This window comes from Pseudomonas sp. Irchel s3f19, assembly GCF_900187555.1.
Classification (GTDB): domain Bacteria; phylum Pseudomonadota; class Gammaproteobacteria; order Pseudomonadales; family Pseudomonadaceae; genus Aquipseudomonas; species Aquipseudomonas capeferrum.
Window position 1 is genome coordinate 144,925 of record NZ_FYDW01000011.1, and the last position, 13,305, is coordinate 158,229.

Annotated in this window: 10 protein-coding genes; 6 read left to right on the plus strand and 4 right to left on the minus strand. The window is 61.3% G+C overall.

Annotated elements, in window-relative coordinates; all coding sequences use genetic code 11:
* Window positions 1-4: 4 nt before the first annotated feature.
* Window positions 5-1,363 (minus strand): glutamine synthetase family protein, encoded by a 1,359-nt coding sequence (locus tag CKW22_RS21735; protein ID WP_033697674.1) that lies wholly within the window; start codon window positions 1,361-1,363, stop codon window positions 5-7.
* Window positions 1,364-1,513: 150 nt separating this feature from the next.
* On the opposite strand from CKW22_RS21735, the gene CKW22_RS21740 reads away from it, so the two are divergent.
* Both CKW22_RS21740 and CKW22_RS21745 read left to right on the plus strand, forming a co-directional pair.
* Window positions 1,514-2,413, plus strand: coding sequence for a helix-turn-helix domain-containing protein (locus CKW22_RS21740; RefSeq protein ID WP_033697677.1), 900 nt, complete (start codon window positions 1,514-1,516; stop codon window positions 2,411-2,413).
* Window positions 2,414-2,484: 71 nt separating this feature from the next.
* On the plus strand, window positions 2,485-4,398 hold the full coding sequence (locus tag CKW22_RS21745) for an AAA family ATPase (protein ID WP_095065077.1): 1,914 nt from the start codon (window positions 2,485-2,487) through the stop codon (window positions 4,396-4,398).
* 36 nt (window positions 4,399-4,434) lie between these two features.
* On the opposite strand, the gene CKW22_RS21750 is transcribed toward CKW22_RS21745, so the two are convergent.
* Window positions 4,435-5,820, minus strand: a complete 1,386-nt coding sequence (locus tag CKW22_RS21750; protein ID WP_047583320.1) for an aldehyde dehydrogenase family protein — start codon at window positions 5,818-5,820, stop codon at window positions 4,435-4,437.
* Window positions 5,821-5,926: 106 nt separating this feature from the next.
* On the opposite strand from CKW22_RS21750, the gene CKW22_RS21755 reads away from it, so the two are divergent.
* Window positions 5,927-6,793: a LysR family transcriptional regulator gene (locus CKW22_RS21755; RefSeq protein ID WP_033700022.1), complete on the plus strand. Its 867-nt coding sequence runs from the start codon at window positions 5,927-5,929 to the stop codon at window positions 6,791-6,793.
* Window positions 6,794-7,089: 296 nt separating this feature from the next.
* On the opposite strand, the gene CKW22_RS21760 is transcribed toward CKW22_RS21755, so the two are convergent.
* Complete coding sequence (locus CKW22_RS21760; protein WP_033697683.1) at window positions 7,090-8,298, minus strand: FAD-dependent oxidoreductase; 1,209 nt, start codon at window positions 8,296-8,298, stop codon at window positions 7,090-7,092.
* 660 nt (window positions 8,299-8,958) lie between these two features.
* On the opposite strand from CKW22_RS21760, the gene CKW22_RS21765 reads away from it, so the two are divergent.
* The 3 genes from CKW22_RS21765 to CKW22_RS21775 all read left to right on the plus strand — a co-directional run bounded on the left by CKW22_RS21765 (window position 8,959) and on the right by CKW22_RS21775 (window position 10,925).
* A complete protein-coding gene (locus tag CKW22_RS21765) occupies window positions 8,959-9,402 on the plus strand; it encodes a hypothetical protein (protein WP_033697685.1) in 444 nt (147 codons plus the stop codon).
* Between the two features lie 57 nt (window positions 9,403-9,459).
* Window positions 9,460-10,206 carry a phytanoyl-CoA dioxygenase family protein gene (locus CKW22_RS21770; protein WP_095065079.1) on the plus strand — a complete coding sequence of 249 codons (747 nt, stop codon included), beginning with the start codon at window positions 9,460-9,462 and terminating at the stop codon, window positions 10,204-10,206.
* A gap of 197 nt (window positions 10,207-10,403) precedes the next feature.
* Window positions 10,404-10,925, plus strand: coding sequence for an acyloxyacyl hydrolase (locus CKW22_RS21775; protein WP_033697688.1), 522 nt, complete (start codon window positions 10,404-10,406; stop codon window positions 10,923-10,925).
* A gap of 146 nt (window positions 10,926-11,071) precedes the next feature.
* Here CKW22_RS21775 and CKW22_RS21780 read toward each other — a convergent pair whose 3' ends face one another.
* Window positions 11,072-13,198 carry a TonB-dependent siderophore receptor gene (locus tag CKW22_RS21780; RefSeq protein WP_095065081.1) on the minus strand — a complete coding sequence of 709 codons (2,127 nt, stop codon included), beginning with the start codon at window positions 13,196-13,198 and terminating at the stop codon, window positions 11,072-11,074.
* Between the last annotated feature and the right edge of the window lie 107 nt (window positions 13,199-13,305).

Here is a 13,305-nt window from a genome sequence, read left to right on the forward strand (position 1 = left end):
CAAATCAAACGCTGAGCATCAGGAATTCACGCTCCCAGGAGCTGATCACCCGTTTGTAGTTCTCGTGCTCGGCACGCTTGACCGCGACATAGCCCTGGACGAATTGCTTGCCCAGGTATTGCTGCACGGTCTCGCAGTCTTCCATGTGCTGCAGGGCATCTTCGATGGTGATTGGCAGGCGCAGGTTGCGTCGCTCATAAGCCCGGCCCTGCACCGGCGCGCTCGGGTTGATCTTCTCGATCATGCCCAGGTAGCCGCACAGCAGGCTCGCGGCGATGGCCAGGTACGGGTTGGCATCGGCGCCCGGCAGGCGGTTCTCGACGCGCATCGCCTCGGGGCTTGAGGTTGGCACCCGCAGCCCGGCCGTGCGGTTCTCTTCGCCCCACTCGACGTTGACCGGTGCCGAGGTGTCCGGCAGGAAGCGGCGGAACGAGTTGACGTTTGGCGCGAACATCGGCAGCAGCTTGGGGATGTACTTCTGCAAACCGCCGATATGGTGCAGGAACAGCTCGCTCATGCTGCCGTCTTCATTGGCGAACACCGGCTTGCCGGTGGCGATGTCGACCACGCTCTGGTGCAGGTGCATGGCGCTGCCAGGTTCATCGGTAATCGGCTTGGCCATGAAGGTAGCCGCAACGTTGTGCTTGAGCGCCGCCTCGCGCATGGTGCGCTTGAACACGGTGATCTGGTCGGCCAGGTCCAGGGCATCACCGTGGCGGAAGTTGATCTCCATCTGCGCCGGGCCGTCTTCGTGGATCAGCGTGTCCAGGTCCAGGCCCTGCAGTTCGCACCAGTCATAAACGTCTTCGAACAGCGGGTCGAATTCGTTGGCGGCGTCGATCGAGAACGACTGGCGACCGCTTTCAGCGCGCCCGGAGCGGCCCAACGGTACCTGCAGTGGCAGGTCCGGGTCTTCGCAGCGCTTGGTCAGGTAGAACTCCATCTCCGGCGCGACGATCGGCTGCCAGCCTTGGTCGGCGTAAAGCTTGAGCACCTTCTTCAACACGTTGCGCGGTGACAGCTCGATGGGGTTGCCTTGCTTGTCGAAGGTGTCGTGAATGACGATCGCGGTCGGCTCGATCGCCCAGGGGATCTGGTACACCGCAGCCGGGTCAGGGCGGCAGATCATGTCGATGTCGGCGGCATCGAGCAGGCTGTAGTAGATGTCGTCGTCAACGTAGTCGCCGGTGACCGTCTGCAGCAGCACGCTTTCGGGCAGGCGCATGCCGCGCTCATGCAGAAACTTGGCGGTCGGCGCGATCTTGCCGCGGGCGATGCCGGTCAGGTCGCTGATCACGCATTCGACTTCGGTGATCCGGTGTTCTTTCAGCCAGGTGGACAGCTGATCGAAGGGGGCGTTCATACAGACCTCTTGGTTGGGTTTTTGTGTGCGCGGCGGGAGCCGGTGGCTTCCCAGGTGACGCGCTGGGGGCTATCTTGGTCGCAGCCCCCAGGGCAATCTATCCACTTTCTCCGGCAATCAATGCACCAAAAGAGTGCAACAGGACGATGCGTGACAACGCCCAATGCCTTGCAGGTCCAGGCTTTCCACACCACCGATGTCACCGAGCAGGTGCGTGCCACCCCAGGCTGGCAACAGCAGTACCGGCAAATGTCGCCGGGGCACTTCAGCGGCGAACTGCGCTGCCTGGGTCTGGACGGCGTGGAGGTGTATGAAGAGCGTCTCAACACCCGTGTCGAGCAATTCTTCCGCCCCCCGAGCGGTTCGCTGGCGTTCTGCTTCGACCGCACGGAGAACAGCCTTTACCTGCTCAACGAGCAGAGCCGCAATATCTGGATCACCCCGGAAAACTACGAAGAGGTGGCGGTGGTGTTCGACCAGGCGTTCCTGGCCCGTCATGGTCTCGATACCCAGCGCCTGGACGGGCTGTTCATGGTGCCGTTGGGCAGTGGCCAGAACGCGTTGTTCGGCAGTTGGCTGAGCGCCACCCTGACCCGCCTGGGCCATGCCGATTGCCCGCTGCAGGGGCAGGCGCTGGCCGAGCAACTGCTGGAAGACTGCCTGTTCATTCTCGACAGTGCCTGCCAGCGCCTGGACGGTGGTGCGCTGGGCAGGCGAAGTGAAGCGCGCGAGATCATGCGCCGGGTCAGTGAATGGGCGGCGGACTGCCCCGAAGAAACGCTCAATTTGATGGCGCTGGCCGACGTGGCCGGTGTTTCCCTGCGCCAGTTGCAACAGGCGTTCAAGGCGTTCACCGGTATGCCGCCGGCGCACTGGCTGCGCTTGCGCCGGCTCAACGGCGCGCGCCGAGACCTGCTGCGCCAGGCCGATGTCACGGTGGCCGAGGTGGCGATGCGCTGGTCGTTCTGGCACCTGGGGCGGTTTTCCGAAAGCTACCGGCAGTTGTTCCGCGAGTTGCCGAGTGAAACGCTGAAGCGGGGCAGGGGCTGAGGGCAACACTGAACCCAGCACACCCCTCGGAAAGTTGCTATCGTGCCGGGCTGTTCCCACCCGAGGTCCCGATGTTCTACCTGCCTTTGCCCAGTGACCTAGCCGACCGTCTCGCCAGCGAGCCTGCTGCCAGCGACTTTTTCTCAACCGCCAGTGTTGTGCAGGCGGCTGCAGTGCTGTTCGTGCAGAACCTGCCGCGCCAGCCGGCCACCGCGACGGCAGACGCGCAGGAACGGCGCTTTGCCGAAATCGTGCGCATCGCCAGCGAAGTCGAAACCGCCGCACCGGGCCGCTTTCAGGGCCAGGTGGCGCAGCACTTCGACCGCGAGGCGTTCGCCATGGGGTTGGGCATGTTGGGAGAGAATGGCATCGGCCTGCTGGCCAGCGAGGTCGAGTACGACAGCGACACGTTGCTCGATGCCGAAGGCCAGTGGAATTTCCGCTTTGCCGACAGCTACCGGCAGCAGGTCACGCCGCTGCACCCGGTCTACCTGCCCTCATTGGCCAGTGACCTTTTGTTGAGTGATCAACAAAACCGCCTGCTGCGAGAGTTTCTCTCCGGCGTCGACGAGTCTGTTGCGGTGCAAGGTTTCGCCGGCACCGGCAAGACCTTCCTGATCCACCAGTTCGCCCGCTTGCTCGACCCCCAGCGCACGCTGCTGCTGGCCTTGACCGAGGGCCAACTGCGCGCATTGCAGGCACGCGTCAAGGATGCCCAGGCCTACACCGCGCTGACCTTCGGGCAGTTGGCAGACGAACTCCTCAACCGTGACCTCACCAGTAATGGTTGGCGCCTGCGCGACCCGTATCGCACCAAGCTGTCCTGGCGCCCGCAGGAAGCGCAGGTGGTGAAGTGGCTGAATATCCCCGATATCGGCCCGCTTGACGCCCGCGATGTCGTGGCCTTGTGTATCAAGGCCGTGCGCAGTTTTTGCCGAACCGGTGATGCCCAGTTGCAGTTGCACCATTTGCCCTGGGCTGGGCCCGGCACCTCGCCGCTGGACCAGGAAGTGCTGCTGGAGAAGGCGCGCTTGTACTGGCAGGAGCTGATCCGCCCATCAACCCGAGAAATTCAGCTGCCGGTGCGTGATTACCACCGGGTCAAACTGCTGTCGTTGACGCAGGACGTGATCGACAGCCGGTACACCCACATCATCGTCGACGAGGCCCACGAGCTTTCGGCGCCGATGCTCGCGGTGCTGGACCGCAGCCCGCAATCGGTCATCACCCTGGGCGACGAACTGCAGAACCTCAACGGCCTGAGCCCGCACCATGGCGGCTTTATCCGTCAGCGCTACATCGACCATTCGCTGCGCGCCGGGCCGGCGATGGACAACGTGCTCAACCCGTTGATCCAGGCGCACCCGGCCAAGATACAGGCCGCGTTCAGTGGCAGTGCCGAACACTACACCCGGGTCAGCTTCTTCGACACCGTCACGGTGCCGGAACAGCCCACGGCGTTGATCGTCGATGATGAATGGGGGCTGTTTGGCTGGTTCCAGCGCCTCACTCACCAAGGCGTGCCCTTCGTGCTGCTGAAGAGCGCACGCAAGGATTTCGAGCTGTTCGTCGAGGACTGCATCGAGCTGTACCGGTTTGGCACCCGGCCGCGCCACCCCATGTTGTTCCGCTACGCCAGCTGGCAGGCGCTGGAGCAGGACAAGGGCGATGACAAGGCCTTCGTGGCGGTGGCCAACATGCTGCGCAAGGGCTATACGCCAGAGCATTTTGCCAAGGCCAAGAGCCGTTATCGCTGGGACAAGGCGCCCAAGCTGTTCCTGGGGCGGGTGAGCGACGTGAAGAACATGGAGTTCGCCCGGGTGATGGTGTCACCGGAGCTGATGGTCACGCCGGTGGTGGCGGGCAATCGCAACGAACGTGCACGGATGCTGGCGGGCCTGTATACCGCCTGTTCGCGGGCACGGCATGAGCTGATCGTGCCAGGTGGGATGCTGGACTGGGTGAAAGACCAGGTCAGGGATTGAAGTGATTGGGGCCGCAAGGCGGCCCCAATGCACCGGTCAGTTACGGTCCAGCCACACCGTCTGTGCGTTGGTGAACTCGCGTACACCAAAGTGCGACAGCTCACGGCCAAAACCACTCTTCTTCACGCCACCAAAGGCGACGCGCGGGTCGGATGCGCAGTAGCCGTTGATGAACACGCCACCGGTATCCAGTGCCGCGGTCATGCGTTCAGCCAGAGCATAGTCAGCCGTGTAGATAGTCGCGGCCAGGCCGAACTCGCTGTCGTTGGCCAATGCCACCGCATGGTCGGCATCCTGCGCCGTGATGATCGCGGCCACGGGCCCGAACAGCTCCTGCTTGAACGCGGTCATCTCAGGGGTGACGTTGGCAAACACGGTCGGTGCGTAGAAGTTGCCCACGCCTTCGACCTTGTTGCCACCCAGCAGCAGGGTAGCGCCTTCGGCAAGGGTCGCCTGGACCTGGCCATCGAGTTCGTCGCGCAGGTCATAGCGGGCCATCGGGCCGATGTAGGTGTCTTCTTCCAGCGGGTTGCCGACTTTCAGCGCGCGCGTCGCTTCAACGAACTTGCGGGTGAAGGCTTCAACGATGCTCTCTTCGACAATCAGGCGCTTGGCCGCGGCGCAGACCTGGCCGGTGTTCTGGTAGCGACCAATGACAGCCGCCTTGACTGCGGCATCCAGGTCGGCGTCGGCCAGCACGATGAACGGGTCGGACCCGCCCAGCTCCAGCACGCACTTCTTCAGCGCGGCCCCGGCTTGTGCACCAATCGCCATGCCAGCGCGCACGCTGCCGGTCAGGGTCACGGCGGCAATGCGTGGGTCGTTGATGGCGCGGGTGACACCGTCCGGCGTCACGTTAAGCACTTCGAAGACGCCCTCCGGCAGGCCGGCATCCTTGAACAGTTCACCCAACAGGTAAGCGCTGCCCATGACGTTCGGGGCATGCTTGAGCACGTAGGTGTTACCGGCGAGGATCGCCGGCACAGCGCCGCGCAGCACCTGCCAGACCGGGAAGTTCCACGGCATCACGGCCAGGATCGGCCCCAGCGGGCGGTACTCGATGCGGGCTTTCTCGATTTGCGTCGGCTCTGCTGCCAGCATGGCCGGGCCGTGCTCGGCATACCAGCGGCACAGCCCCACGCACTTGCTCACTTCGCCACGGGCCTGCGTGATCGGCTTGCCGATTTCACGGCTGATCATCTGCGCAAAGGCTTCGGCCTTGGCTTCGAGGGTGCTGGCCAGGGCAAGCAGGTACTCGCTGCGCTGACCCAGCGACACCAGCCGCCATTGCCCATAGCCCACCTTGGCACGTTGCAGCGCCGCTTCCAGTGCGGCGTCGGTATCGAAGGGGTAGGCGCCAATCTGCTCGCCGCTGTGCGGGTCGAGGGAGATGGCATGGGTCAGGCTGCTGATCGCGCTCATGGCGGACACTCTCGTTGTTGTTAATCAGTGACGCCAGACTAGTGGTGTAGGGTTTTAATGAAAACTGAATAATAATGAGCGAAACATTCACGTTTGGAGAATGACTGTGGACCTGGTGCAACTGGAAATCTTCAAGGCAGTGGCCGAGCAGGGCAGCATCAGCGCTGCCGCGCAGCATATCCATCGGGTGCCCTCGAACCTGACCACGCGCATCAAGCAGTTGGAAGAAGACCTGGGCGTAGAGCTGTTCATCCGCGAGAAAAGCCGCCTGCGCCTGTCGCCGGCGGGTTGGAACTTTCTCGAGTACACCCGGCGCATTCTCGACCTGGTGCACGAGGCGCGGTTGACCGTGGCGGGCGAGGACCCGCAGGGCACCTTTGCCCTGGGCTCGCTGGAAAGCACCGCGGCAGTGCGTATTCCGGCCCTGCTGGCGGCGTACAACCAGCGCTACCCCAAGGTCGACCTCGACCTCTCGACCGGGCCTTCCGGGACCATGCTCGAAGGGGTGTTGTCTGGGCGCCTGGTCGCGGCGTTCGTCGACGGGCCGCTGCTGCATCCAACCCTGGAGGGCATGCCGGTGTTCGAGGAAGAGATGATGGTCATCGCGCCCCTCAACCATGCACCGGTAACCCGTGCCCAGGACGTCAACGGCGAGAGCATCTACGCGTTTCGCGCCAACTGCTCGTACCGCCATCATTTCGAGAACTGGTTTGTGCAGGACCAGGCTGTGCCGGGCAAGATCCATGAGATGGAGTCTTATCACGGGATGCTGGCCTGCGTGAGCGCCGGGGCGGGGCTGGCCATGATGCCGCGCAGCATGCTCGACAACATGCCGGGTTGCAGCACGGTGAGCGCCTGGCCGATGTCGGAGGATTTTCGCTATTTGAAGACGTGGCTGGTGTGGCGGCGGGGCGCGGTTTCGCGGAGTTTGAGCATGTTTGTGAAGTTGCTTGAAGAGCGGCGCCTGAGTTGATGTTTCGGGTGCCATAACGAAGGGGGGGTATAGCACACGCCGGGTTCAGGAAGCTTGGGAGGCCTCGGGGGTGGGGCTTCGAGAAATACGAAGCCTGTCACGACCCGAAGGCGCTCTCCTTGGGTTTGATCGACTCAACGATGGACGCTGCCGGGGAAGCGCTGGCGATCAGGCTGGATCACCATGACGTTGATAGATCTCCTGGCTCAGGGGATGCAGAACGCGAGCGGGTTCGGCTTCCACGGTTCAACGTGACGCAGCGTGCGGCAAGTTGACCAGTACCCAATGCGATGCAACTATCCAATGCGTGCGATAAACGTTGCAGCTTGCTCAAGAATGGCCTTGGCCTCAACAAGGTCTGGCGCATCGTTGCTATTGTTGAAGTTCCCTGTTTCGTCCATATTCTGCACGATCAATCCGTCACGACGCGGCATGACGAGAAACTGTTCAGCTCTTAATCCGTGGATGACCTCCGGCTGCGGCATCAAACGCACTGTTTGCCCGCGCACAGGAATAACGGTCTCGTCATTGAACAACGCCTTGGCACCGTAACCGGTAGCGTTGATAAAGGTGCATTCTGGCAATGTCAGCAGCTCGTTTGGATGGTTGAATGCCCTGATATCAACCTTTCCACCAGCGGCCAAGAAATCAGCCACCAGCTTACTCGCATAGGGCGTGATGTTGAACATCAAGCTGGTCCAGCACCGCGCGTATCGGGTTGGGAACGGGTGACCGCCAGGAAGCAGATCTATCTGCGGCGGCAGGAAGTCGTTTGCAAACCTAGCATACTCAGGCTCGTCTTCATCTTTTGTTTGTGGAGGCGAGCCGTAGAGGTCTTTAACCGGGAATGGTGTATCGGAGAGTTTATAACCATTGAACCATTCGACTAGTCTGCCTGGCAAACCCGCCGTTTGCTGATACTTATCGAATGAAGTTCTAGCCATCTCATTCCAGCGTGCCGCCCAGTCAGCCTCATGTTGCAGGTCGCAGAAGCGCGAATCCGGGGACCATAATCCGGTGGCTCCCATGGATGACACGTTCGGTGGTAGGGCCTTTGCGTATATACGTACAGACAGACCCGCGTGTTGTGCCAATAACGCAGAAGTAAGGCCAAGCGGGCCGCACCCGATAACACCAAGGGTACGCAGCCCAGGCGTCGCTGCCTGTGCCATGCGTAATGCTTGCATACTTGAACCCCAGGAGAGTGACCAACCAGAACCACCATGCCCATAATTGTGTACCACAAGCTTGCTTCCCAGCAGCTCTGCTTCTATGCGCGGCCCCGCGTGGCGGAATGGACGGGTACACGCATGGACACCGGCGATACGACTCATCTGTGCATTGATCAGCTTGATCGCTTCGCCGTCCGTTGGGCAAGTGGGCATTATTGGTAGCCTCGCTGCCTTCTGCTGTGGTGAGGCATCTGCCAGTTTTCTTAAGAACAGAGGAGATGCTGTTGAAGCCAATGCAAGCGCGCTACCCATAAAAAATTGACGTCGTTTCATAAAGGAACTCTTTCATAATGTGTTGAATAACTTCTAACTGCTACTACTCGCCTGCTTAATCGGCGCCGGGCCTCTGGGGACAGGGGGGCGCTGTTCGAGACATCCTCGTACAACGGGTGCATCAGTCCCAGTAGCTGGAAGTAGGCGTACGGGTGTGCGCTGCTTAGCGCGATATCGGCTTGTTTTCGACGTATGTCTTCATCGGGCCTGTCCATTGCGTGCTGCGCGCTCCAAAAATTAATCAAATGCCTACCGTGGCGTTCGTGCGTTCATTGTTTATAGAGGTCAACGTGCTAAGTAGTTTCTCTGGGTGGTGCGATGCTGAGCCAGATGTTTGTAGGAAATTCCCTACTGTCTCACTCAGCTGTAAACTGAACGTATATTGGTTTGTGCAAGCAGGGTAAATAACCATGTACCGATAGTTGGTGTCATGTCGAGCGTTTGGATGTAAGCGAATGTGTGATTTGCAAGTTATTTCTGATCCAGGCTGTTTATGAAAATAGCTGTCGTAAACACCGCAAGTAACAAGCCCGTGAACAATCGCGCTGCAGCACTCCGCGAGGCTGTAGACGTGGCTCAACGACCACGCATCAGTGCAAACGCCAGTGCCTTCAAAGGATCGGATAATAGGTAAACCATCCTCAGAAGGAGGGTCATACCATGCGTAATCATCACTATGCCCTTGGCGCGGCGCTGCTGCTCACCCTGGCGATGCCCTGGACGTTGGCGGCAGCCGCCGACCTCAATGCGCCCATCGACATGCAGGCCGTGCAGTTGCAACCGCAAGAGCAGAACGGCGTGCGTTACCTGCAAGGCGGTATCGGCCAGGATGAAGCCAATGCCCTGCGCAAGACCAAAGGCTATGACTTGCACGTCGAGCTCTCGACTGGCGCGCAAGGCAAGTTCCAAAGCGGTGCCTCTGTTGATATTCAAAGTGCGCAAGGGCAGCCCGTGCTCAGCGTTACCGATGTCGGCCCGCTGCTCTTTGTGCAGCTACCACCGGGTCATTACAAGGTCACCGGCAATGCCGAGGGTGAGACTGTCCAGCAACAGGTGGTAGTGGATGGCAAAGGACCTGCCACGGTGAACTTGCACTGGCGTTGACAGATAAAATGCGGGCAGGGGTACATTTGTACTCCTGCTGTAATGGAGCACACCGCCATGAGCTTGGCGCTTCAGCTGGAGATGTTGGACGAGCAGGGTTTCGTGCTGATCCCCGGTGTGCTCGAACCCCTGCGCATCGCGCTGCTGCGCTGCGCTATCGATGACTTGCAGCCGATTCACTGGGACTACCAGGGGCTGCTCGAACACTACAAATGCGTGTTCAACCGCAACCCGCTGTGGTTGCCGTTTCTTGATCTGCCACCGCTGATCAACCTGGCAGAGGCCGCGCTTGGCGAGGACTGCCACGTGATCGGCCAGACCGCCTGGCGTAGCCACCCCGGTTACCCCCGCATGGCGCTGCACCTTGACCATCTGCCCCTGCAACTGCCGGCCTGGATCAGCGAGCGCGGGGCCTTTACCCAGCCGATGCAGATTCTGACTGCGCAGGTGTACCTCAGCGATATCGATCACAGCATCGGGCCGACCTGGATCGTACCGGGCAGCCATCGTGCCGCTCGCCCGCCGCAGGCCGGCGAAGTGCAATGGCAAGGGCGTGAAGCGCTTCCGGTATTGTGCAAGGCGGGGGATGCTTTGCTGTTTCGCAGTGATGTCTGGCACAGCGGCGGCGCCAACTGCACGCAGGCGCGCGAGCGCGACATGCTGCAAGTGCATTACGGCCGGCGCATGGTGGCGCAGAAGTTTTCACCGTACCTGCATTGGCAGTTCAACCCTCGTGTGCTGGAGGAAGCCACGCCCAGGCAGCGGCGGCTGTTAGGGGAGCATGAAGAGGGGGAATACGACTGAACCCGCTCGGGCCACGGGGCAGGGCGTTGGCCATCAGCATTAGCCGATAGTGGCAAAGCTCTTTCAACTTTCTGATTATCTGGACAATAATCGAAAAAGTATTACCTCGTGTGACCGGTCTGGATGCGCCGGCCACCGCACAAGATCGAGGGGCTCAAGCCCCCACTTGCCGTGTAGACCATCAGGAGATGTCATTGATGAAAACCCGTCTCGCTGCTTCGCTGGCCGCTGCAGTGCTGGCCTTCGCCGGGGCCAATCTGGCTCAGGCTGCGCAGATTTCCGGTGCCGTTGGTGCCACCGGCCAAGGCGACATGACCTACCGAATCGGCCTGTCGTTCGATTGGGACAAGAAATGGCTGGAAAGCAGTACTGGCTATGTGACCGGTTACTGGGATGCGGCTTACACCTATTGGGAGGGCGGCGACGCCAGCGGCGCGCACTCGCTGTCGTTCAGCCCGGTGTTCACCTACGAGTTCAGCGGCTTCACCTACACCCCCTACATCGAGGCCGGTATTGGCCTGGCAGCGTTTTCCAAGACGGATGTGGGCAACCAGCGGCTGGGTTCTGCGGTCAACTTCGAGGACCGCATCGGCTTTGGCCTGAAGCTGCCTGGGGCGCAGAAGGTAGGCATCCGTGCCATGCACTACTCGAATGCGGGCATCAAGCAGCCGAACGACGGGATCGAGTCGTACTCGCTGTTCTACAGCAAGGCGTTCTAACCGCGGTGCCGGTACCTTTGTAGGAGCGGCCTTGCGTCGCGAAAGGGCTGCGCAGCGGCCCCCTACGTTCTTGCTGGCACCCGAAAACCCGGGGCCGCTCCGCACCCCTTTCGCGACGCAAGGCCGCTCCTACATTTGCGCTGCGGTCAGAACGTGTAGGAAACCCCGGCCTGCACCGTGCGCGGTGCGCCTGGGTAGGCGTAGCTATTGAACGCCCCTTCGTCATACCCCTTGTTGAAGACGTTCTTCATATCCAGGTTCAGCCGCACGTGTTCATTGACCTTGTAGAAGCTGAGCAGGTCGACCACGCTGTAGCGTTCCATGGTGTAGGTCGTTGCGGCTGTCTGGCCGGCGCGATCATCCACGTACTTGACCCCCACCCCAAGCCCCAGGCCTTTGGCCAGGCCATCCTGGAACTCGTAGGTGTTCAGCAGGCTGAAGCTGTTACGCGGGATGTTGGCCAGGCGGGTGCCGGTCGGCACGGTGGTGTCCTTGGTCACTTCGGCATCGACATAGGCGTAGCCACCCATCACACGCCACGCAGGGGTGATATTGCCAGCGATGTTGATGTCCAGGCCGCGGCTGCGCACCTCGCCCGTTGCGATGCTGTAAATACCCAAGGGGTCGTTGGGGTCGCGTGCCAGCACGTTTTCCTTGACGATGTGGTACACCGCCGCATCAATGCTCAGTTGGCGATCGAGCGCTTCCCACTTCACGCCCAGCTCGTAGGATTTGCCCTTCTCGGGATCGAAGCCACCGCTGCCAGCGGGCGTGCCACTGTTAGGCTTGAATGAGCGCGCCGTGTTGGCATAAACCGCCACGGTGTCGGTCAGGTCGTAGATCAGGCCAAAGCGCGGGGTCACGCCATTCTCGCCCTTGCTGAAGTCGCGGGTGTTGACCAGCTTGTCGTCGTAGTCATGCTCGAAGCGTTCGAAGCGCACGCCGGCCAAGGCCTTGAGGCGCTCGGTCAGGGCCACCTGGTCCTGGATGAAGAACGCCCAGGTCTGCAGGTTTTCCTTGTCCCACGTTGTGGTAGGCGTCAGCGCGGGCCTTGGCTGGCCGAGCTCCGGGTTGTAGATATCGATCGGATAGGCCGCCGAGGAGCGCTGGATGATCGAGTTGTAGTCGTAGTTCTCGTACTCGATGCCAGTCAGCAGCGTGTGGCTGAAACCACCGGTATCGAAGTGGCCGGTGAGGTTCAGTTGCCAGTCACGGTCGGTCCATTCCAGCTTGCGGTAGTTGAAGTTGCGCTGCAGGGTGCGCCCGTCAGTGGGCGCGCCATTGGCTTCAACCGCGTTGCCCTTGAGCGAGCCATCGAGAAACTGGAAACCGCCAGCCAGCGTCCAGTTGTCATTGAGCAGGTGCTCGAAGCGCACCTGGGCCATGTTGTTGTCGTTGTGCAGCAAATTGTCGCTGCCTTTCTCCCAGATGTAGGTGTCGCGCGAGGCGCTCCCGGTCTGGGTGGCATAGCGGGTCAGGCCACGGTCGAGCGGGTGGTTGTTGCGCATGAAGTCGCCTTCGAAGACGATCCGGGTGCTGTCGTTGACCTGCCAGCTGAGCACGGGCGCCACGTCGTAGCGCTCGCTCTGCACATCATCGCGAAAGCTTTCGCCGCCTTCACCGAGCACGTTCAGCCGGTAGGCGAGGGTGCCTTCCTCATTTAGCGCGCCGGTGGCGTCGAGGGTGGCGCGGTGCATGCCCTGGTCGTCGATCTGGCTGCCCAGGGTGACCTTGCGTTCAGCCTGCGGTTGCTTGCTGACCACGTTGAAGGTCCCACCGGGGTCGCCGCGGCCGTACAGGCTGGTGGCCGGGCCGCGGATCACTTCCAGGCGCTCGACGGTGTTGGCGTCGGGGGCATTGGGGTAGCCGCGGTTGATCGGGAAGCCATTGCGGTAGAACTCGCCCGTGGTAAAGCCACGTACCGTGAAGGTGGTCAGGCCCTGGCCACCGAAGTTGTTGGCGCGGCCTACACCGCCGGCGTAGTCCAGGCCATCCTGTAGCCGCGTGGCGCCGGTGTCTTCGAGCACGTCCTTGGGTACCACGCTGACCGACTGCGGGGTCTCGTGCAGGGCGGTGTCGGTGCGCGTGGCGCTAGCCGAACGGCTCGCCTTGTAACCAACGACCGGGCCATCGGCACGTTCACTGTCGGCGGTACCGGTGATGTTCAAGGCCTGGAGTTCAATCTGGGCGGAATCGCTGAGCGAGTCGGGTTCAGCCCAGGCCAGCGGGGAGACAGCATGAAGCACACAAAGCGAAACGAACGTGCGACGCATCGACGGTACGATCCTGGAGTAGGGCGCTAGGGGAAGGGGTACAAAGCGTCGCGAAATTACTACGAATCATTATCAAATGCATTCTTTTTAAGTGGAGCGCCCGTGCC